The sequence below is a fragment of the Halopseudomonas salina genome, from assembly GCF_014637955.1.
GTDB classification, from domain to species: Bacteria; Pseudomonadota; Gammaproteobacteria; order Pseudomonadales; family Pseudomonadaceae; genus Halopseudomonas; species Halopseudomonas salina.
In genome coordinates, this window is the sequence record NZ_BMFF01000008.1 from 114,233 (window position 1) to 136,001 (window position 21,769).

Annotated in this window: 19 protein-coding genes; 8 read left to right on the forward strand and 11 right to left on the reverse strand. The window is 56.0% G+C overall.

All coding sequences use genetic code 11. The features are described 5' to 3' along the window. Positions 1-29: 29 nt before the first annotated feature. Genes IEV54_RS15705 through IEV54_RS15715 form a run of 3 tightly spaced genes read left to right on the forward strand, consistent with a single transcriptional unit; the run spans position 30 to position 3,217 of the window. On the forward strand, positions 30-1,700 hold the full coding sequence (locus IEV54_RS15705; RefSeq protein ID WP_150279090.1) for a FimL-related protein: 1,671 nt from the start codon (positions 30-32) through the stop codon (positions 1,698-1,700). A 5-nt stretch (positions 1,701-1,705) separates the two neighbouring features. Then, a complete protein-coding gene (gene nudC / locus IEV54_RS15710) occupies positions 1,706-2,545 on the forward strand; it encodes an NAD(+) diphosphatase (RefSeq protein WP_150279091.1) in 840 nt (279 codons plus the stop codon). An 18-nt stretch (positions 2,546-2,563) separates the two neighbouring features. Beyond that, positions 2,564-3,217, forward strand: a complete 654-nt coding sequence (locus tag IEV54_RS15715; RefSeq protein ID WP_150279092.1) for a hypothetical protein — start codon at positions 2,564-2,566, stop codon at positions 3,215-3,217. Positions 3,218-3,257: 40 nt separating this feature from the next. Here IEV54_RS15715 and IEV54_RS15720 read toward each other — a convergent pair whose 3' ends face one another. The 4 genes from IEV54_RS15720 to IEV54_RS15735 form a co-directional block, all read right to left on the reverse strand. Further along, positions 3,258-4,025, reverse strand: a complete 768-nt coding sequence (locus IEV54_RS15720) for an SDR family oxidoreductase (RefSeq protein WP_150279093.1) — start codon at positions 4,023-4,025, stop codon at positions 3,258-3,260. 21 nt (positions 4,026-4,046) lie between these two features. Next, positions 4,047-5,114 carry a phosphotransferase family protein gene (locus IEV54_RS15725; RefSeq protein WP_150279094.1) on the reverse strand — a complete coding sequence of 356 codons (1,068 nt, stop codon included), beginning with the start codon at positions 5,112-5,114 and terminating at the stop codon, positions 4,047-4,049. 726 nt (positions 5,115-5,840) lie between these two features. Beyond that, positions 5,841-6,155, reverse strand: coding sequence for an SCP2 sterol-binding domain-containing protein (locus tag IEV54_RS15730; RefSeq protein ID WP_150279095.1), 315 nt, complete (start codon positions 6,153-6,155; stop codon positions 5,841-5,843). A gap of 56 nt (positions 6,156-6,211) precedes the next feature. After that, positions 6,212-6,913 (reverse strand): histidine phosphatase family protein, encoded by a 702-nt coding sequence (locus tag IEV54_RS15735; RefSeq protein WP_150279096.1) that lies wholly within the window; start codon positions 6,911-6,913, stop codon positions 6,212-6,214. Positions 6,914-7,088: 175 nt separating this feature from the next. Between IEV54_RS15735 and sohB the strand changes: the two genes are divergently transcribed. Together sohB and IEV54_RS15745 are read left to right on the forward strand one after the other, a co-directional pair. After that, positions 7,089-8,108 (forward strand): protease SohB, encoded by a 1,020-nt coding sequence (gene sohB / locus IEV54_RS15740; RefSeq protein ID WP_150279097.1) that lies wholly within the window; start codon positions 7,089-7,091, stop codon positions 8,106-8,108. A 9-nt stretch (positions 8,109-8,117) separates the two neighbouring features. Then, entirely contained in the window at positions 8,118-9,104 is a 987-nt protein-coding gene (locus IEV54_RS15745) for a YhdH/YhfP family quinone oxidoreductase (RefSeq protein ID WP_150279098.1), read from the forward strand. A gap of 67 nt (positions 9,105-9,171) precedes the next feature. On the opposite strand, the gene IEV54_RS15750 is transcribed toward IEV54_RS15745, so the two are convergent. Further along, complete coding sequence (locus tag IEV54_RS15750) at positions 9,172-9,570, reverse strand: GFA family protein (RefSeq protein WP_150279099.1); 399 nt, start codon at positions 9,568-9,570, stop codon at positions 9,172-9,174. Positions 9,571-9,809: 239 nt separating this feature from the next. Here IEV54_RS15750 and IEV54_RS15755 point away from each other — a divergent pair, with 239 nt between their 5' ends. The 3 genes from IEV54_RS15755 to IEV54_RS15765 all read left to right on the forward strand — a co-directional run bounded on the left by IEV54_RS15755 (position 9,810) and on the right by IEV54_RS15765 (position 13,336). Further along, complete coding sequence (locus IEV54_RS15755) at positions 9,810-10,181, forward strand: hypothetical protein (RefSeq protein WP_150279100.1); 372 nt, start codon at positions 9,810-9,812, stop codon at positions 10,179-10,181. Positions 10,182-10,424: 243 nt separating this feature from the next. Next, a complete protein-coding gene (locus tag IEV54_RS15760; protein WP_150279101.1) occupies positions 10,425-12,941 on the forward strand; it encodes a sensor domain-containing protein in 2,517 nt (838 codons plus the stop codon). A gap of 71 nt (positions 12,942-13,012) precedes the next feature. Then, entirely contained in the window at positions 13,013-13,336 is a 324-nt protein-coding gene (locus tag IEV54_RS15765; RefSeq protein ID WP_150279102.1) for a hypothetical protein, read from the forward strand. Between the two features lie 93 nt (positions 13,337-13,429). Here IEV54_RS15765 and IEV54_RS15770 read toward each other — a convergent pair whose 3' ends face one another. From IEV54_RS15770 to IEV54_RS15795, 6 genes are all read right to left on the reverse strand, one after another. Beyond that, positions 13,430-15,265, reverse strand: a complete 1,836-nt coding sequence (locus IEV54_RS15770) for a sensor domain-containing diguanylate cyclase (protein WP_188434480.1) — start codon at positions 15,263-15,265, stop codon at positions 13,430-13,432. Beyond that, positions 15,262-17,133, reverse strand: coding sequence for a sensor domain-containing diguanylate cyclase (locus tag IEV54_RS15775; RefSeq protein WP_150279104.1), 1,872 nt, complete (start codon positions 17,131-17,133; stop codon positions 15,262-15,264). Before IEV54_RS15775 ends, IEV54_RS15770 begins: the two co-directional genes overlap by 4 nt. Before the next feature lie 713 nt (positions 17,134-17,846). Then, a complete protein-coding gene (locus tag IEV54_RS15780; RefSeq protein ID WP_188434481.1) occupies positions 17,847-19,805 on the reverse strand; it encodes a DUF389 domain-containing protein in 1,959 nt (652 codons plus the stop codon). A 238-nt stretch (positions 19,806-20,043) separates the two neighbouring features. Beyond that, positions 20,044-20,685, reverse strand: a complete 642-nt coding sequence (locus tag IEV54_RS15785; RefSeq protein WP_150279106.1) for a DUF1109 domain-containing protein — start codon at positions 20,683-20,685, stop codon at positions 20,044-20,046. Between the two features lies 1 nt (position 20,686). Then, entirely contained in the window at positions 20,687-21,217 is a 531-nt protein-coding gene (locus IEV54_RS15790) for a sigma-70 family RNA polymerase sigma factor (protein WP_150279107.1), read from the reverse strand. A 7-nt stretch (positions 21,218-21,224) separates the two neighbouring features. Continuing rightward, on the reverse strand, positions 21,225-21,767 hold the full coding sequence (locus IEV54_RS15795) for a DoxX family protein (protein ID WP_150279108.1): 543 nt from the start codon (positions 21,765-21,767) through the stop codon (positions 21,225-21,227). Positions 21,768-21,769: the final 2 nt, after the last annotated feature.

The following is a 21,769-nucleotide window of genomic DNA, read 5'->3' on the forward strand; positions in this document are numbered from 1 at the left end:
TGACGGCAGGGAAGTTAGGAGAAAACGCGATGCTAACGGGTGCCACATCACTGGATCTTGTCAGGGAAGAACTTTTTGCCAGCATGGGCGAGGTCGAGGATCTGCTGCAGCAGTTTCTCGAGGATCGACATAACGGCAGTCTGCTGCAGCAGGCGATCGAAGGCCTGCACCAGTTGCGCGGCACTCTGCAGCTCATCGAACTTCGCGGTGCGGCGCTGCTGCTGACAGAGATGATCGCTCTTGCAACCGATATTCCCGAGCACGAGGGCGATGATCGCAACGAGCCTCTTTCTGCCCTGTGTGATGGTCTTTTCCTGCTGGAGCGCTATCTTCAGCAGTGCCGTCATCAGGGTTTCGAACGCCCTGAATTATTGTTGCCGGCCATCAATCAACTCCGCTCACACCGTTCTGGCGTTGCGCCTTATCCGGAAAGTCACTTCTACGCGCTTTCCGCTGCCGAGCTACCCCTTGATCTACGTGGCAGTGACTCGGCAGAGCCCCTGGACAAACGCACCTTCAATCGCCTGCGACAGATGTATCAACTGGGTCTGCTGGGCATTATCCGCGGAGAGGGGGTAGCTGGCTCGGCCCCGCTGATGCTGCGTGCCTTGCAGCGTTGGGAAAACCGCCTTGATCGCGAGGCCGCTACTCTGTGCTGGGCCGCTGCTGCCGCCCTGGAAGCGATTGAACAGACCCCTCTACAGCTGACTGCGTCGCGCAAGAAACTTTTTGCACGGATCGATCGTGTTATCCGGGAACGGAGCGCAGGCTCCTCCGCAGGGCTGGAATCTCATCCGCATCTGCTACGCGAGCTGCTCTACCTGGTCGCCATGGGTGATGCCAGCTGTGAGCGCTGCAACGAGGCCAGGCAAGCTCTGAACCTGCCAGACACCGGCTACACCGAAGTGGAGCTGGAGTCAGCCTTTCTGCGTTTGCGGGGGCCGGGTGTGGATGTGATGCGCTCGGTTGCCGATGCCCTGCGTGAGGAGATCACTGCGATCAAGGATCTGCTGGACCTTCTGGCACGCAATGCAGGCGACGCCGAGCAATCCCTGGACACCCTGGCTGCTGCGTTGCAACGCTTGTGGAAAACCCTAGCCATGCTTGACCTCAAAGAGGTCGCCAGTGGCATAGAGGATGCCGCTCTGCAGTTGCGGAGCTGGCAAGCCAACGATATGCCGTTGCTGGAAAAGGTCGCCGACGCGGTGTTGCAGGCCGAGACAGCCGTCAATCGCCTGGATGAAAAGGGCAGTGACGTGGGGCCGGCGCCGGGTGCCGGGCCGGCCTCCAGCGGCGAGCCGGTAGAGCTGCGGGAGGCGCGTATCGTCTTGATCGAGGAGTCCCAGGCGGGGCTGTCTCTGGCCAAGCGCGCCATCACCGCTTATATGGAATCAGGCAACGACCTGATGCACCTGATGAACGTGCCCTCTACGCTGGAATCGGTGCGCGGCGGTCTGATTTTCCTCGGCATGAGTCGAGCGGGCAATATCATTCACCAGTCGGCATGTTTTGTTCAGAAAAACATGCTGGAACAGCAGGCGCCACCTCAGGCGCAGCAGTTGGAGGTGTTGGCAGACGCCCTCACCGGTATTGAATTTTATCTTGAATCAGCCGAGCGTTCGGTCGTCGCCAACACCGAGGTTCTGGCCATGGCGGAAGAGAGCCTGGCTGAACTCGGTTACCAGGTTGCGGGAGCTTGAGCAGCATGAGTTTGACTTCAAAACGTTTTGTGCCAGCTACTCGAACGTCGAGGATAGACGATCAGGACTGGGTAGTGATCTACCATGAACAGCAGTTCGGAATGCTGCAGGGGCGTTTCCTGCTTGAGCCTGACGCTGTGCGATTTCTCGGCAATGTTGAACATCAGTTGTTGCTCGGGCACCTTGATGACAAGCCCTGTCATATGCTGCGTATCAGCGATCCGGCACAGGTGCCGGGTCTCACCTGGCACGGTCTGCGTGGTTTGATCGGCCAGGTTGATGATGACCTGTTCCGCTTGCTCGGCCTGGCCCAGCAGCTTGACGCCTGGTATGACAGTCATCGGTTCTGTGGCCGCTGCTCCGCCCCCATGCAACCGCGGGGCGAAGAACGCGCCATGGAATGCACGCAGTGTGACCTACGCCAGTATCCCAAACTGGCGCCCTGTATCATCGTGCTCATTCACCGCGATAACGAAGTTCTACTGGCCCGCGCCCCGCACTTTCGTCCGGGCTTCTTCAGCACTCTGGCAGGCTTCATCGAGCCGGGCGAGTCGGTCGAAGAATGTTTGCACCGTGAGGTCATGGAGGAGGTGGGCCTTGAGGTCGATCAGCTGGAATATCTGGGCAGCCAGAACTGGCCTTTTCCGAACTCGTTGATGATGGGCTTCCATGCTCGCTATGTCGGCGGTCAGATAGTGCCCCAGCCGGGCGAGATAGAGGAAGCTGAATGGTGGCCGGTTGATCAGTTGCCGGGGATCCCACCCCAGGGAACCATATCCCGCTGGCTGATCGACTGTCACCTGGCCCGTCTTGACGGTCAACCCCTCCCGCCCGTTCCGGCCTGAGAAAACACAGGAGCTACCATGCAGTACTACGGTCTGGCCGGTCTGGTACTGGTCATTGTTGCGCTCATGCTGTTTGCCGTTGTTCGAGCCGGCTGGCGTCTTTCCTGGCTATTGCCCTGGCTCAAGGGCAATCTGCTTCTGCTGGGTGTTCTGTTCGCCTGCGCCCTGGGGATCGTGGCCTGGGAGATTCAACAGTTTAAGACGCTCGACCCCGGCGCCAACGTAGCTACCCTGGAGTTTCGCAAGGTGGGGCCCCAGCAGTACGAGCTGCTTTTTTCGGCGGGTACCGAGCCTCGGTCGATTGTCCTCGAGGGTGACCTGTGGCAGCTTGACGCCCAGGTCCTGCGGTGGAGTGGTCTGGCCCATGCCATTGGCCTGCAGGACGGTTACCGGCTGCACCGGCTTACGGGCCGTTATCTGACCCTTGAACAGCAGCGGGGGCTGGCTTCTGCAGAGTACACCGGCGTGTTGCATGAAACACCCGCCTGGCGCGATGCCTGGCAATGGCTGGATAGACTCGATAGTGGGGCGCTGCTTGAAACTGACGCATTTGTGGTGCGTTTCATACCCATGGCTGAGGGCGCTCGTTTCGGGATCGAGATTGGTGAAACGGGATTGACCCCGGTACCCATGAATCGGCAGGCAATGAACGCCATGCAGCGTTCACAGTAGAAGGAACGCCGGTCCGGCGGGCGCCGGACCAGCCAACGACTCAGGCGAGCATGCCGCCGTCAACATTGATAGCTGCACCGGTGGTGTAGCTTGAGGCTTCGCTTACCAGATACAACACAGTGCCGGCCATTTCGCTCGGATCCGCTGCGCGGCGCAGCGGGATACGCTGCAGTGCCATTTTCAGAATCGAGTCATTGGTGGTCAGCGCCGAAGCAAACTTGGTATCAGTCAGACCTGGCAACAGGGCGTTGCAGCGAATGCCGAACTGGGCGCATTCCTTGGCAAACACCTGGGTCATGTTGATGACGGCTGCCTTGGTGATCGAGTAGATCCCCTGCATGTCGCCAGGCACTCTGCCGTTCACTGAGGCTACGTTGAGGATAGTGCCGCTGCCGTTTTCACGCATCAGCTTGCCTGCCTCTACAGACATGAAGAAGTAGCCGCGGATGTTCACATCTACGGTCTTCTGGAATGCGGTCAGATCGGTGTCCAGCACGTTGCCGAAGTAGGGGTTGGTGGCAGCGTTGTTGACCAGAATATCCAGCTTGCCGAAATCAGCGCGAATTTTCTCGATGGCCGCGGTGATCTGCGCCATTTCACCGATGTGACAGGCAACGGCTGTTGCCTTGCCGCCGGCGGCAACGATGGAATCAGCCACTTCCTGGCAACCTTCAATCTTGCGGCTGGAAACGATGACATGGGCGCCCTGCTGAGCCAGCAGTCGGGCGATGGACTCGCCGATTCCGCGGCTGGCACCGGTGACCAGTGCTACCTTGCCATCCAGATCAAACAGTTGTGTCTTCTGCATATTAGCGTCCTCTTCAAAGGGTTAGAGAGTGGATTTGGCGATCACAGCCAGGCTGGTCTGTTCCAGCAGCTTGTTCATGTGAATGAAGCTGCCGAAACGCTTGTCCTTGGTCTGGCCATGGTAAAAACGGTAGTAGATCTGCTGCATGATGCCGGCTAACCGGAACAGCCCGTAGGTATAGTAGTAATCCAGATTCGGGATCTCGATGCCGGCTTTTTCTGCGTAGTAATCAGCAAACTCCTGACGGGTCAGCATGCCGGGCGCATGGCTTGGCTGGCGGCGCATCAGCTGCACAGGCTGCGGATCATCGGCCTGAATCCAGTAGGCCAGGGTGTTGCCCAGATCCATCAGAGGATCACCGATGGTGGTCATTTCCCAGTCCAGCACGCCGATGATCTCCATCGGGTTGTTCGGGTCGAGGATGACGTTGTCGAAGCGGTAATCGTTATGCACCAGGCCAGGCTTGTGGTGGTCGGCAGGCATCTTGTCGCGCAGCCATTGCATTACGGCTTTCCAGTCCGGGGCATCCGGCGTGGCGGCTTTCTGATAGCGGTCGATCCAGCCTTCAATCTGACGCTTCACGTAGCCCTCGGGCTTGCCCAGGTCGCCCAGGCCACAGGCCTCGTAATCGAGATTGTGCAGATCGACGAACTTGTCGATAAAGCTCTTGCACAGCTCCCGCGTCTTTGTCTCATCCAGGCCCAGGTCGTCTGGCAGCTCGGAGCGCAGAATCACGCCTTCGATGCGCTCCATCACGTAGAACTCGTCGCCGATCACGCTATCGTCTGTGCAGTAGGCATAGACCTTGGGGCAATAGGGGAAGCCTTCGCCCAGCTGCTTGAGAATCCGGTATTCGCGGCCCATGTCGTGGGCGGATTTGGCTTTTTTGCCAAACGGTGGACGACGCAGTACAAATTCCTGATCGGGGTAGGCGACCAGATAGGTCAGGTTGGACGCGCCGCCGGGAAACTGGGTGATGGTCGGGGTGCCTTCAAGACCCGGGATCTGGCTCTTGAGGTACTGGTCTACGGCCTGTACGTCGAGCTCTTCGCCTTCGCGGATCTGGGTAGCCTGGTCTGTTGCGCTCATGGCTTTCCTTATAATGGTGGTCATGGACAATCAGCTAATCTAATGCAGGCCGCGGTTTGTAACAAGCCAAACGCTCGTTTGAATGGGGTTATCAGGGTTCGTGTTGTTGGGGGATTGGTTGGGGCTATTTTGCGGGGTTGTTTTCGGCTAGCACGGTGTCTGTGCACCCCGGTTGGGCAGGGTTGCGAAAGACGCCGTGAATACGTCCTTGTAGGCTTGTCAGAAACGTCCCTGTTTCAGACACTTTCTCCACCCTGACCAGCCGGGACGCTTCTTGGGCTTTTGCGTGGCTGATAGCGTGCTGTCCAAGTTCAAGTTCAAGTTCAAGTTCAGAAGATTGAGTCAGCTATCAGGATGCGCGGTTAGTACCGAGACCGCTTGGATTCGCGCCTTCGCGGGAATGACGGTTTTTCGTTAGGCGCCATCTTCGCGAGTGCCGGACCCAAACGGTGCCTCAGGGAAATACCAGCTTCTCCCCAATCGTCATCCTCGCGAAGGCGGGGATCCAGGCGGAGTGTCAGAAAACAGCTGAGCTCTCGCCCAAACGTCATCCTCGCGAAGGCGGGGATCCAGTCGGAGTGTCAGAAAACAGCCGAGCTCTCCCCCAAACGTCATCCTCGCGAACGCGGGGATCCATTTAGAGTTTCAGGACACTTCGCAGCTTGAACAAACCCCGAACATAAAAAACCGGAGCTGGGCTCCGGTTTCTTGTGCTGCTTTTGCTTCTTACGCGGGGAAGAGTTCGCCCAGTTTCAGAGCCAGCATCATGTCGCCTTCGGCGCGCAGCTTGCCAGCCATGAAAGCTTGCATGCCGTCGGTCTCACCGGTCATTACACCGTTCAGGGTGTCGCTATCCATGATCAGGGTAACGTTGGGTGCAGAGGCATCGCCCTGGGCGATGGCGCAGGTGCCGTCCTTGATGGTGACGTTGAAGTTGCTGTCGTCTTCGATGTTGAACTGGAAAACCAGGTCCAGACCGGCAGCGGCGGACGGGTTAAACTTCTCTTCCATCTTCTGGGTAATTTCTGCAACGTTGCTCATGTCTAAGTCCTTGTTTTGATGCTTGAAAGCAGCAGGTAGAAACCTGGCGCCATTGGTTATCTGTAAGTGACCCAGTCTGGCTGCTGGTGTACGTCAAGGTGCGCCTGGCTGTTGAACGAGGCCAGACTGACTTTGCTTCTACCATATTGTAGACGGCTTACAGAGGTATTCACTATTTGCCAGTTCAGCTCGAAAGCGCTGGTGGCTGGCATATCCGTGATCAGTTGCAGGGCAGCGGTAATGGTGCCGCCCGAAGTAAAAATGGCAATATTCTCGCCGCGGCCTGCCTGCTCCATGACACGACTCAAGCCTGCCTTCACGCGAGCAACAAAAGCGGACCAGGGCTCACAACCAGGCACTTCGTTCTGCTCGGTAATCCACATGGTGATTACCTTGCTGAATACTTTCTGGAACTCCTTGCGGTACTCGCCGGCGTTCTCGACAAAGTAACGGGCCTTGGGTTCGCTTTGCTCAAGGTGCGGCAAGTAGGTGCGCATGACCTCGTCGGCGGCATACTCGTTGAATGCCGGCTCGATCAGAATGTCTGTTCCAGAGCCGGGCATTTCCGCGAGGGCGTGGCGGCCGGTATCGATCTGGCGCTGCATCTCGCCCGAATAGGAGCGGTCGAACTTGAGGCCGCTGGAATGCGCGAACTGACCGAGTAATTTGGACTGTTTTATGCCCATATCGGAGAGTACGTCGTAGTTTGCTGCACCCAGGGAAGCCTGGCCGTGCCGAATCAGATAGATGCTACCCACGATGTCACCTGTCTTGTTAACAAGACACGAGGGTATGGGGCGGCGTGGAGTGTGTCAACAGAAAACCATACGCTTGTTTGAATCATCTTGTGGTACCTCAGCGCCCCCGCATCGGTTCATCCTGTATGCTTGTTTATATTATTTTCAACCCCCTGTTATTGGCTGGAGTGCGCTTGTGGAATGGCTTGCTGAATACACGATGTTTCTCGCAAAGGCATTTACCTTTGTAATGGCGGCGTTTCTGATTGTCGCAATGATTGCTTCGCTCAAGCAGCGCAATAAACGCGAAGAGGGCACGCTGACCGTAGTCCCCCTGAATCAGCAGTTGCTACGCATGACGGAGAAGCTTGAGCACGCGGTGCTGAACAAGGCAGCTTTGAAAACGCTGCTCAAGAGCCGCAAGGCAAAAGCCAAGGCAAAAGAGAAATCCACTGAAACAGGCAAGCGTGTCTATGTGTTGAACTTTGATGGTGACATCAAGGCCAGCGCCCTGGATAACCTGCGCCACGAGGTGACCGCCTTGCTGGAGCTGGCCACGGATAAAGATGAAGTCGTCATCAAGCTCGAGAGCGGTGGGGGTATGGTGCACGCCTACGGCCTGGCCGCCTCACAATTGGTGCGAATTCGCGATGCCGGTGTGCCGCTAACAGTGTGCGTGGACAAGGTCGCTGCCAGTGGCGGTTACATGATGGCCTGTATCGGCAACAAAGTGCTGGCAGCGCCCTTCGCGATTCTCGGTTCTATCGGCGTGGTCGCGCAGATGCCGAACTTCAACCGTGTTTTGAAGAAACACGATGTGGATTACGAAATGCTGACGGCGGGTGAGTACAAGCGCACGTTGACGTTGTTTGGTGAGAATACCGAAAAGGGCCGTGAGAAATTCCAGGAAGACCTGGAAAATATCCATCGCCTGTTCAAATCCTTCGTGGGCCAGTACCGCCCGCAGCTGGACGTTGCCGAGGTGGCTACCGGAGAAATCTGGTTTGGCACCGAGGCGTTGGAAAAATCCCTGGCGGATGAAATTTCTACCAGTGATCAGTACATTAGTCGCATGATCCACGAAGCGGACGTCTTTGAAGTGCATTATGTGCATCGCAAGCGGCTACAGGACAAGTTGTCGGCGGGCATGTCTGCCACTGTTGACCGGCTGCTTTTGACTTGGGTGTCACGCTTCCACAATCAGCGTTTCTGGTAGGAGAAAAACATGTCTGAATTCAAGGCTCTGGTCGTCAGTGAAGAAGACGGCAAGTATGTTTCCAAGGTGACCACTCGGCATGTCGATGACCTGCCCGCCGGCGAAGTGCTGATTCGCGTCAAGTATTCCTCGCTGAACTTCAAGGATGCGCTTTCTGCCTCTGGCAACAAGGGGGTCACCAAAAGCTTCCCGCACACGCCAGGCATTGATGCCGCTGGAGTCGTCGAGGCTTCGGCGGTCCCGGAGATAAACGTAGGCGATGAGGTGATAGTAACGGGCTATGACCTGGGCATGAACACCTCTGGTGGCTACGGTCAGTACATTCGCGTACCCGCAGCCTGGGTACTCAAGCGTCCCGAAGGCCTGTCGCTGCGCGACAGCATGCTGCTGGGTACCGCAGGCCTGACAGCGGCGCTGTGCATCGACAAGCTCGAACAGGCTGGGCTGGCGCCCGATCAGGGGCCGGTGCTTGTTACCGGTGCCACCGGCGGGGTGGGGAGTATTGCCGTATCCATGCTGGCGGGTCTGGGTTATGAGGTTGCTGCATCTACCGGCAAGGCTCTGCAGGCAGACTTTCTGCGCAAGCTCGGCGCCAGTCAGATCGTTGATCGTACAGCGCTCGAAGCTGGCAAGGAAAAACCCATGCTCAAGGAGCAGTGGGCTGGTGCAGTGGATACAGTAGGCGGCGACATTCTGTTCAACGTGGTCAAATCACTACGTTACGGCGCCAGCGTCGTCACCTGCGGTCTGACCGCTGGCACCCAGTTCCAGGGCAGCGTACTGCCGTTCATCCTGCGGAACGTGAATCTGCTGGGCGTGGACTCGGTAGAGCAGCCCCTGGTCGTCAAGGCTTCCATGTGGGATCGTCTTTCCGTGCAATGGAAAACTGATCTGCACGCTCTTGAGCACGAAGTCGGTCTGGATGACTTGCCAGCCGAGATTGAACGCATCCTGGGTGGCAAGATGGTCGGGCGTGTGGTGGTCAGGCTGGACTAGGTTTCACCTCTTTCCAGGCTGGGCGCATCTGACTGAAGGGGTCAGATGCGCAGGTTGGCTACCAGCCTCAAGAGGGGAATCGCTCGAACTCGGGCAGCTCCTGAACCTGCAACATCCAGTGAAGCCGCTCGGCCGTCTGTATCTGTACCGCCGGAGGCAGCGCCTCTGGATCGTCCAGAGTCGCAATCTGTACGTCAACGATCTCTGGCAGCACCGCCGCATTGCGGTAAAACAATCCACTGCCACAATCGGGGCAGAAGCTGCGCATTGCGGTACCTGAAGAGTTAATTGTCTTGGGCTGGCCCTGTGTGAGAGTCAACGCGCTCTCCGCAAACATGGCCCAGGCCACCATCGGCGCGCCGGCGCTTCGCTGACAATCTCGGCAATGGCAAAGGGCTGCCGTCTGGGGCTCCCCGTCAAGTTGATAGCGGATGGCACCGCACAAGCATTGTCCTGAATAGAGCATGGCTAATTTCCCTGATATTGAATTGACTGGTGAGAGCAGCCTATTGCTATTAAAGCTACCAATGCAGTTCAGCACAATGGCATCGATGCGTTGTATTTTTTGCGGTAGATCTACGGAGGTAAAGGCACCTGAACGGGTCGAGGTATGCGCTTTGACTGGCGACAGGTTAACCTATCGGATATTGCCAGCAGATACATGAATCTGCTTCTTTGCCAACACCGCCAACCCGGGAAATACAGATGCTCATATACCTTCTCATCGCATGTGATCGCCTTGATGAAAAGCAGGAGAAGAAACTGAAGCAGAATTTGTCAGAGCTGCTAGCGGCTCTGACGGCTTATGTTGACGCCAACGAAGCCAACGATGTGACCCTGATCAATGAGTGCGATAGCGACGACTGCGAGCAATGGCAGTTGGGTATCAGCCAGCCGGTAAAGAAAAATATCCACCTCAACTTTCCGGTGAATCTGTTTAACAGCCTGGCCAGAAAGTACGACATTGATTGCGAGGTGGGTTATATAGAGGACGATACACGCGAGCCGGTCAGCTACTTCGGGAAGCAGGAAGGCGCCGGAGAGGCATTCTTGATAGCGGAGTATCTGGGCTTGTAGCGGGGCATTTCCAATAAAGCGGCATGCGACTGAACGCCGTCAAGGTAGCTGAGATGATGCTGCGGCACCCTATCGTATGGCGCCGCGCGGTGAGATTGATAGAGTCTCAATGCTGATCTGACTCCGGTTTTCTTCTTGTCTGGTTAATGGTCTATATTGATATCATTGCGCAGTCGCTCTCGATCGATAGGCACTGCTCACTGACAACGCGTAGCCATAAAAGACAAGGACAAGGCGCGATGTATGAATCATAAGGTCAGGCAAGCTATCGCAGACCTGTTCGAGCTTTCCGCGAGCACTACCAATGATAAGTGGCTTGCTCTGGTGCTGGGTGAGTCCCTTGAGCCGGTCATACACACGCCTGCCGATACCGCAGAAATCAGATCCTATCTCCAGGCCGCCGAAGACCTGATTGACAGAAGCTCGAAAGAACTTATCAAGGTTGAATTGCGGGAAACGGTCGCTGTACTGAGCGGTGAGACTACCGGATCCACCTTCATGACGGCCCGCACGCTCAAGGCCGTCAATCTGTTCAATGGCAGGGGAGACCACCAGGGGCTACTGGTGGCTCTCAGCGTTTCTCCAAAACCGACCGATACGCCAAAAGAGGAGATCCTTCCCCGTATTGCTCTGCTGGCCGAACAGATTATCTCCGCCGGGACTTCGGAGGATCAGAGCCAGCAAGCGCTTGAGCACAGCTTCAATATTAATCGCGCGATCCTTGACACGCTCTATGACGCGGTTGTCATGACTGATCTCAAGGGGCGAATCCAGAGCGTGAATCCCGCGCTTGTTAAGATGTTTGGATACCCCGAAAACGAACTGGTCGGCGAATTCATCACCAAACTCATGCCACCAGAAGTTGCGCATCATCATCCTGGTTACATGCAGGCCCATGCTGAAGGCAAAACCACCGGCAAAATCATGGGTAATTTGCGTGCGGTCCAGGGTTTGAGGGCCGACGGCACGCGTTTTACGCTTCAGATCGCGATTACAGAAACCAGGGTCGGGTCTGAACGCTTGCTGGTCGCCGCTTTGCAAGACATCACAGAAAGCGAGGAGGCCAGGTTGAACCTCAAACGCTTTCGCAAGACACTCGACAGCACGCTCGATTGCGTATTCATGTTTGATGCTCAGACCCTGCAGTTCTTCTACGTGAACCAGGGTGCGGTTGACCAGCTTGGTTACACCCAGAGCGAACTTCTGGAGTTACACCCCTACGACCTAAAACCCCTCTACCCCGAACCTGAATTCAGAAAGATCATCGCGCCCCTGATGGAAGGCAAGGTACCCCGTTTGAATTTCCAGACTTTTCATCGTCACAAGAACGGCCACAACCTGCCAGTGGATATCTCCATGCAGCTCGTCAAGCTGGAAGACGAGCCTGCCCGTTTCATCGCTATAGTCAGGGACATTTCGGAGCAGAAGCGGCATCAGGAAAAAATCGAGAATCTGGCCTACTTCGATCCGCTGACCAAGCTACCAAACCGCAGCCTGATCGCCTTGAGACTGGAGAGTTGCCTGCGCAACTGCGCTGAAACCGGTTATTTTGGCGCCGTGATGCTCACCGATCTGGATGATTTCAAAGCGATAAACGATACGCTGGGCCATCATGATGGTGATCAGCTATTGATCGAAATTTCTGGCCGATTTGTCAGCGTCCTGGCAGATCACCATTCGATCTCAAGATTGGGAGGCGATGAGTTCCTGATGGTTATCAATACGTCGCACAGGCAGTACAGCGCGGCCCTTGGAGAGGTCAGTAACACCGCTCAGCAACTTCTCACAGCGGCAGCGCAACCATCGGACACTCTGGGCCATGGTCCGCCCATCTCGACCAGTCTCGGCTTCGTGCTTTTCAACGATGACTCAATCAGCGCGAGCGAGTTGATGAGGATGGCCGACATAGCGATGTATGACGCCAAGAAAAAAGGCAAAAACAACTTCAGTCTCTTTGACGACATCATGCATAAAGAGCTGCTAGAGGAACACCAGCTCACGGCGGATTTGAACCGAGCTCTCAATGCAGGGGACGAGATTGTTCCCTGGTTCCAGCCCAAGGTGGATAGCAGTGGCAGATTGATCGGATTTGAAGCGCTGGCCCGTTGGCACCATCCCGAACGCGGGATACTCAACCCCGTCAGCTTTATTGAGTTGGCGGAAAAGAAGAACCTGATAGTGCCCATGAGCGATCAGATACTGATGAAAGCCTGCAGCCAAATGAGCAGCTGGCGCAAAGAGTTCTCGATAGAGAGCTGGACGCTCTCTGTGAACATCAGCCAAAGCCAGTTGGCGATGGGCAACTTCCCCGAAAAGGTAGCCAATACCCTGGCTGAAACCGGCCTGCCGGCATCGGTACTGATGCTTGAGGTTACCGAAAGCGTTATTGCCGAGAGCATTGAAACCAGTATTCAGCAGATGTCCCGAATCCGGGCTATGGGCGTGCGCTTTTCCCTTGATGACTTTGGCACGGGGTACTCCTCCTTATCTTACATACGACAGCTACCCATCGATGAACTGAAGATAGATATCAGCTTTGTGAGGACCCTTTTGAGCAATCCGGAAACCCGCTCGATAGTAAAAGTCATTCTGCTCTTGGCCGATGCCCTGAGCCTGGACGTCATCGCGGAAGGTATCGAACAGGAGGAACAATTACAGGCTCTGGGGGAACTGGGGTGCACAAGATTCCAGGGCTATTTCTTCGGCCGCCCGCAACCGCCTGAACTAATTATCGAAAAGCTGCATGCGGGCTACGAGTAAATCGTTACGCGAGTGTCTGCAAATGCGAGAATAATAGGGTCATCCGTTTTTTGTAGACTCAGGGTAACAACATGGCTATCGATAATAATCGCTTACTTCTGGAACTGGAAAAGCAGCGCCGGGAAATCAATCGCAGCATCATCAATCCAGCCATCCCGGAATTGAGCCTTGAAGAGCTCAACCCGCTGCTGACAATGGTTGCTCAGGCACGTAAGAACTATCTCTGTTGCCTCGCCGATATGGCTAAGGTCTGTCAGGGCAAGGCGCCTGATAGCCGACAAGTAGCCACCTTGCGTGGGTTCAGAGAAACCTATGACGAGCTGGTCAGCGCCGTCAATGCGCTGGAAACGGCAATCCAGCGTGATTACCTGGACGTGCGCACTTCACGACGCTGAAGCGGAGCGAAGCCGCCTCATTTCGGGTAAAAGAAATTGCTAAGCCAGACTCCGAGCGCTGTGCGTCGCGCTCTTGGGGTTGGATTCGTTGAATCAGTTTTTCTGCCATTCGATTGTGTTTCGACCATTTTCCTTGGCGAGATACAGTTGGCGGTCAGCCTCCCGCAAAAGAGCCTCCTGATCAGTGAGCTCTTTGGGCACCCCAGAGGCAACGCCAATGCTGGCAGAGACTCTCAGTTGGTGCTGTTCGTCAGTCACGAGGCTCCGACTCAAGGCGTCCATGATCAGTTGCGCCACGGCTACGGCATTCTCGATGTCTGTCTCGGGGAGAAGAACAATAAATTCCTCACCACCATAGCGGGCAGCAATATCGGCGGAATGCCGTAGACAGGCGCGAATGACTTCGGCCGTTCTGACCAGGCAAAGGTCTCCGAAGGAGTGGCCGTAATTATCATTGATGCGCTTGAAGTGGTCGAGGTCGATCATAAGGACGGCAAGCGGCCGTTGGCAGCGGTGGGCGTTTCGGTATTCAGTCAGAAAAACATCGTCAAAGGCGCGCCGATTGAGCAATCGAGTCAGGCCATCAGTGGTACTGATCTCCCTGAGCTTGGCATGGGTTTTCTCCAGCTCCAGTGTCCGCTCAAGGACGATTCGATCAAGGTTTTCATTAGCCTGTATCTGATGTTCAAGCATCTTTTGCTGCGCTTTGGCTGCATCCTGCCGAGCCAACGCCGCCATGCGTTTTTCGAAACGCATGCGATGAGCCAGGGCAAAGGACAAAAGAACGGCCTGCAGACCAGCGCCTATCTGCGTGATCCGCATGGAAAACCACTCGAGCGGAAGGATACCCAGGGATGTAAGTGCCAGCAGCATGCCCACGACCAGTAGACAGCCCCATGCCAGGTTGAATACCCAGGCGCCATGGAAGCCGTCAAGCCAGCGTGCGAACCCGGCCCATACAGCACAGATGATCCCGCCAATGGCTAGCAGGACCGCAAGCATCATCATCTGTTGATAAGGCAAGATGAATGCACCGGCCATGATGAGTGCGGAGGCATACACAAAACCCAGAGCCAGGCGGCCCAGAAATGGGCGCGTCTGTGGAAGCAGAAGGAAGCTACGGAAAAACAGTGCGGCAAAAGCGACCAGGCTGGCGACTGACATGATCGGCACCACGTCGTTCAGCCAGGTAGCATCAGGCCAGAGATATTTGAACGAGATGCCCTCGATGCCCCCAAACACCACGGCAGTGGACAGCACCATCATGGCGTAATAGAAATAGCTGACATCGCGGATCGACTTGAGTATCAGCAGATTGTATAGGGCCATGACCAGCATGGCGCCATAGAACAATGCCTGTGCCACAGCTCTCTCGTAACTGCGCTCCACCAGGTGCTGATTGCTGTAGATATGCAGAGGGATAAGTACTGAAGAGCTGCTGCGAACCCTCAGGTACACGGTAGTGGTGTCGCTCTGCTGCAGTTTCAGCGGGACGGCAAAGTGGGGGTAATCCAGGAGGCGCTGAGCATGGGGAAGCTTGTCGCCTAACGAATGATGCGCAGCCAAGGAGCCGTTCTCGTAGATATACACATCTACCCAATCGAGAATTGCGTTGCCGATCACCAGAACATAGGGTGTTGCGGGGCTGTTATCCGTTAATTCCCGGGAGACGGTGAACCGAACCCAGTAGGTTGAGCTGGTGAAACCGAAGCTGAGCACCTCTCGTTTGGGGGGTTGCCACTCAAGCCCGCTTGCGAGCAGCGCGTCGATGCCTAGCTGGCCCTCCTTGTCCTCCAGGTATTCTATATGGGTGTTGAGGGAGAACAATGACTGACCGGGAGAGAGTATCAGCGGTTGAGGGGGCTCCGCGGCCAGTGGCGCAGTCGAGAGTGCCAGCAGCCAATACAGAATAAGCCGTATCCATCTCATAGGGATGGCGCCCCAGGTTGCCATTCAACGCGGTTCCGGCCGTTGCCCTTGGCGAGGTAGAGATGCTGGTCTGCTTCTTTTAACAACGTCTCTCGGTCTGATGTGCTCCGGGGGATGTGGGCGGCGACCCCGATACTTGCGGTAAGGGTGACGGTATATTGCCCATCATCGACGATCATGCATGCCAGGGCGTCCAGGATGGCCTGACCGATGGAGGCTGCACCCTGGGTATCCGTATCAGGCAGCATGACGATGAACTCCTCGCCCCCATAGCGTGCGACGACATCGGAGGCGCGGCTGAGACTGTTCTTGATTGCCTGGGCCGCATGGGTCAGACAGACGTCGCCGAACAGATGCCCGTAGCTGTCATTGATGTGCTTGAAGTGATCAAGATCGACCATCAAAACAGCGAGAGAGGATTGATTCCGGTAAGCCCGCTCATATTCGACAAGAAAGCGATCTTCAAAGGCACGCCGGTTGAGTAGGAGAGTCAGACTGTCTGTCGCGCCAAGTGCCTCCAATCTCTCGTTTGCTTCCTGCAGCTCAGCAGCGCGGTGTTGCACTAGCCGATCAAGATCTTCATTGGCCTTGATCTGCTGGTCCAGCAATGCTTTTTGCGCGGCTGTAGATTCTTGTTCGGCTTTCTCCCGCAGATCGCGCTCTGAGTTCATTCGGTAGGCCAGCGCGAATGATAGAAGAAGCGCCTGCATGCCAGTCGCGAGCTGCATGACATTCTCGGTAAACAGGTTGCGCGGGAGAATGCCGAGCTTGTTGAACGCGAAAACAATCCCTCCAGCGAGTACGAAGGTCCAGGCAAGGTTAAGGTACTTGGCAGCTTCAAACCCATCTCGCCAGCGGACAATGGCAGCCCAGAAACCCGCTACTATCCCGACTACCGCGAGCACTATGGTTGTTTGAACCAGCGGCCGATAGGGCAGGTAAAACGCGGTGGCCATCGTGAACAGGGGCAGGATCGCGATCAACAGCATTACCCTGTCCAGTACTGGTCGGGTATTTGGGGTATCCAGAAATCTGCGAAAAAGCAGAGCGGAAAAAATGACCAGACTGCTAAGTGCCACGATCAAAATGGAATCATTCAGCTCAGTTGTATTTGGCCATAGGTATTTGAACGTCAGCCCCTGAATACCACCCAGTAACGTCATGATCGATACGACTACCAGAACGTAATACAGATAATTGACGTCGCGAATGGAGAAGAAAACCAACAGGTTGTATACCGCCATTATCAGCATGGCCCCGTAGTAAAGAGCCTTTATCATTCCCTGGTTGTAATTGATCTCGACCATGGTTAGTTCCTGAGTCAGGTTCAGAGGGACCTGGACCGCTGATGTGCTCAGGACACGCAAGTAGACGCTGGTCATCACAGTGGGGTGTAGCGCTATCGGCACGAGAAAATGGGTGTGGTCGATCGGGCGCTGAAAGTAGGGCTGCTGATCACCCATTGAGTGGTACGCCACCTGTGCGCCGTTCTCGAAAATATAGACTTCGACATGGTCCAGCACCGGATAGGCTATCTCCAGCAGATAGGTCTCGGGTAGGGCCTCGGCCTGAGTGAGTCCGACCCGAAGCCAATAGGCGGAGGCCGAATAACCGAAGTTGAGAATGTCCTGATCGGAATTGAGCCAGCGGGAGGAGGGGGCTCGAGCCTGGTCGATCGTCAATGTGCCGCTAGGATCTTCCATGTAATCTACATAGGGTCCCAACTGAACGCGGGTAAGGTCAGAGGTGAGGGACAGGGCATCGGCATATACTGGAAACGCATGGCAAAACAGGAACGCCAGCAAGGCGCGGCGGACAAGGTGAGAGTACTTGCTGTTCAAACGAAACAAACCCGTGTGACTCGACATGGCAGTTGATCAGCCTCGATATACTTCTGATCTTATCGTTCATTCATCGAGCCGAACAAACGATGCGACAAATACAGTTACAATGCTGAGAGCCTTTGCGAGCGGATAACGGCCAAACACAGACAGGTTCACAAAAGGGTTTATAGCCGCAATTTTGCAAGCCAGAGTATCTGCTGAAATGCCAGTTGGCTTTTTGACGCTGCTTTTCGGTGGGGAGACACACTTGGCAAAGAGCCTCATCATTGCTGACATCCAATACTATTGTCGGCCAGGTGACGTCATTCTTGAAATGCTCTTTTGGTAGCAAGAACACATGCCGGTTAATATTTTCGCCGGGGCTTTACGCGGGCCCCGAGATTAAGTCTTATCCGACAGCCTCATGACTGACTCCAACTTCGGCTGAGACCCATGACAGCGGTGATTAGCAGCCAGCTGTGATAGCCGGACTGAGTTATGCGCTCGAATCCACCGACCCAATCCAGTCCCAGCTTGTGTGCAAGCGCAGCCCCCATCCCACCCAGCAGCATCGCGCCAAGCGCAAGCCATGTCAGACCTCGGTACCAGCGGTTAGCTTTGCAGGCCTGCGTTGCGGCCAGCATTTAGTCCTTTGGCAGCGCTTGAGTTTCAAGAAGGTATCAAACCCCGGTTTCCCTAACTGTTCACAAGTTGGAGGCTACTCCACACGGCTATCACACCATTTGGCGTTTCTCGATTCAGGGGTCTTGTGACATGTGCTGCACGCTCAGGCGGGTGCCAAGTTCCAGAGTAACGGGGCGATCCCATTTTTCTTCCAGTTGGTCGCGCAGCTGTTCGAGATCCTCACGCTGCAGCCATTGCTCGGCAACCAGGTCGCCACGCACCAGCAGGCTGCCGCCCTGGCGACTGACTTGCAGGTTGCTCAGGTTGACGGGCTTGCCATTGATCAGCAGGCCATAGCGGCTAAGGTCGCGTTCGATCTGCCAGTGGCTGTTCATGTCGATAAAAGCCAGTGTCAGCGGAATCGATACGGCCAGTAGCAGTACGCCGGAAATCGCCAGCCCGCGCTTGGCACGCACCAGCGGGGCATAGCCCAGCACCAGAAAGGTCAGCGCCGCACTAAGGGCAATGCCGACCAGGTTGGTAAGAAACAACAGCATGGCGCCGCTGAACACTTCCCATTGCCACCAGCCAATGCCGATGCCGGCCACCGACAGCGGTGGCACCAGGGCTACGGCAATGGCGACTCCGGGCAGACTTTTCATGATGCTTTCGCGAGCATGCGCATAGCCGCCAGCAATACCCGAAGCAATGGCAACCCCGAGATCCAGCAGATTGGGGTGAAGGCGCCCGGCCATCTCCGGGGTGATGCGATCAATCGGGATAATCAGGGCGATGATGGCTGCCGTACCCAGCGCCAGCAGAACGCCGATACCAATGGTCAACAGCGAACGGTCCAGCAGGGTCCTGTCACCTCGCAGCAAGCCCATGGCCAAAGAGATGATCGGCGCCATAAGCGGTGCCAGGACCATGGCACCAATGATCACCGCAGCGCTGGAGAGAAACAGACCGAAGCTGGCCACAACAACGCTGAGCGCCATCAGCGCAATGTAGTGCGCAGGAGCCTGGGCATTATCGCGCAAGAGCAGAAACAGATCCTTGAAATCATCCTCCAGCGCGCGAGTGAACAGCGGCAGGTGACTCTGGATCATTTTCAGGCGTGTTTCATTGGTCGGCAGATTCTCGACCCTCATGGTGTCCTTGCTCTGGCGGTTGCCTTGCTGGCTGGCCTGAAGAATCTCACCGGTATTGATGCGCACTGCCTCGGGATAGAGCTCAAGTTCAATCACGCTGGCCTGTCGGCGCCGGCCGTCAACGAAGTAGGTCAGCTGTTGCGATGACTCCAGCTTGAGGTGCTGGCTCTTGATATAACTGACCGCGGCTGGCAAACGTTTTACCCCGGCTTCGCCCTTGAATACGGCGGCCAGTAGAAAGGCCAGGTATTCGGTCACTGATTTTGGCGCAACCAGGATTGTCGAGATCTTGCGATCCTGCGCCGATATGCTGGTGTTGATCAGTTTGGCAGCGGCGCTGTTGACGTCATTCTCGATGGCTACCAGTCCGGTAATCGCGGTTTTCAGCGTGACGTCCTTGCCGGTGGTCAGGGTGATCGGGAAGGGCTTGATCACCAGCAAGTTGCGCAGGCTGTTCCAGACCAGTGCCAGCCAGTAGAGCAGGTGCTGCCAGTTCGAGGCCTTGCGGTTTTGGTAAGTCTTGCTGCGCTGGTCGAGGAACGGGGTTTCGCCAAGCATCAGCATGCCCAGCACTACCTCGTTATTGCAACGCACCACATCCAGTGCGGTGGCATTGCCAGCGAACGCCAGTGCCAGCGCGTCATCGCGTTTGCCCGGGATGCCAAACCAACGGTGCAGGCGGCTTTTCGGATTGGCCGGGATGATGCCCAGCGAGAAGTTCAGGGTTTTGGCCTGGTTAACGTATTCGCTTATGTCATCGTCCTCGACAATCACCACCACATGCTCGGCGTGGTCCAGGCAGAGCCCCGGTTGGCTGAGAAAAGTGTTCTTGTCGAATTCATGGAGAAGAATGTTGCGTTCTGCGGCAAAGGCGCGAATATCCGGCAAGCGAGCCTGGTGTGCGACTGGGCAGACGAGCAGTACCTGTTGATGAAATGTCACGTGCGAGGATTTCCGATTGGTATGCAAGGCGTCAATTGTGCGTGATCGATGCTTGTCGGAAAAGGGCTGGGTGACAAGAACCTGATTTACTCCTGGCATCTCGCTTCTGCGCATGGGAGTGAAAAGTTGGGGTCAGATAAACATTTTTCTTTAAGCCCAATTGGTCAAGGTTTGCTATTGCGAGATAAGTTACACTGTTTGCTTTTCACAAGTGCTCAGTCAGCGCCAAGTTAATCAATTACCAGCGAATTAACTTTGGTACTGCAAAACGCCCCGCCAGCGCGCAAAAGCCCACCGGAATACAGTGCCATATGGCGAGATGGCCCAGGCTATCGAACGGGCAGGACAGACCGTAGGCAAAGCTGCCAATGGCACCGGCGGCGAAGCCGGTCAGGGTGCCCGCCGCCACAAGTGACACAGGCGCACCACGGCGCAACCAAAAAATCAGAGCGCCGGCAGTAATCATACCGAACGCTATGCCCTGCATGGCGCAGGCAAAACCGTGAACGTCCGTTATAACCTCATCCATCCGGCCGTGTGCGGTCTCTGTGATGATCGCGCTTGCCGGTATGATGGCCAGTAGCAAGGTGCTCCAGAGGGTGGGGCGGGCGGAGTTGCCGACCTGAGGGTTGGCCATATGTACCACGGTCCATGCTGCGCCGCCGCCGAGGGCGGCCAACATGCCGTTGGTGATAAAGAAAAATGCCGAGGCCCTCCCGGAGGTTACCCCCTCCCATACGCCCAATAGCAAAACCACTAGAACAAGAGTCGCAAGCGCGGCTGCAGCCACCCAAAGTAACCCTTGTCGCGGCAGAACCGGGTGGATGGGTTGCAGGTCTTCAGTTAAGTCATCGATCAGAGATTGGTTCGTTTTTTTCATATTAATTTGCCTTTTCCACCAGTGAGGTCAGTCGTTTTAGCCCACGGTGAACGTTGATTTTGACCAGGCTTTCGCTTTGCCCAGTTCGTGCCGCTGCCTCAGCAACGGAAAGCCCGCTGATTTTAACCAAGTCAATCACGCTTCGCTGTTTATCGGGCAACTGTGCCAGCAGGCGATCCAGGCTTAAACGGGCGTGCAATGCATCTTCTTCACCAGGTGCAGCGTAGTCGGCATCATCCAATGGCTTCTCTGGCGCGCGATAATGGCCGCGCAAATGGTCCAGCCACCGATAGCGAGCAATGGCCGCTAACCAGGGTAGAAACGCACGCGATGAGTCCCAGGTCGCGCGTTTGTTGTGCATGGCCAACATCACCTCCTGCACCAGGTCATCAAGCTGCTGCGGCGCTACCCGGCGGCGGAAATAACGTTCCAGCCAACGCTGCACTTCCTTGAGGAGGGTGCGGTAGGCCGCTCGGTCTCCCATCTGGGCGGCTGCCATCAAGCCTGCAAGTGTGGGTTCATCCTGCTGCATTGTGTGATTACTCAACCTGTGCAGGTGGCCGCTTGGCAGCTTCAAGCGGTGCAGATGTAACAAGGCGCTTACGTGCAATCATCTCCATCATGCGAGCCAAAGCTGCATCCAGCGTCAACCAGCCACCTCCGCGCACCATCAGCACAAGGGCCATAGCGGACCATAGGCTGTGGGTCGCCCACCAAGCCTCCGGGTAGACAAAAATCTGAATGACCAGAGTCATGATCAACAATGCCATCGCCGAGAAGCGTGTGGCCAGACCCAGAACCAACAGAACCGGGAACACATGCTCGGCGTAAGTGGCCAGAGGTGTCGCCAGTTCCGCCGGCAGAGGCAGGCCAGTGTATTCATACTCGAACAGTGTATAGGCGCTGTCCTTTATCGTGATCAAAGTTTCCGCTTCTACCTTGGTGCGCCCGGAGCGCCAGAACACGCCCGCCAGGGCTACACGGACCAGAAGCAGTGCCAGCCCCTCGGTGAAGGGCGTGGTTAGCGGACGAAGTAACGCGTGGTAAACCGTGCTCGCCCTTTGCCATTGAATAAATAGCATGG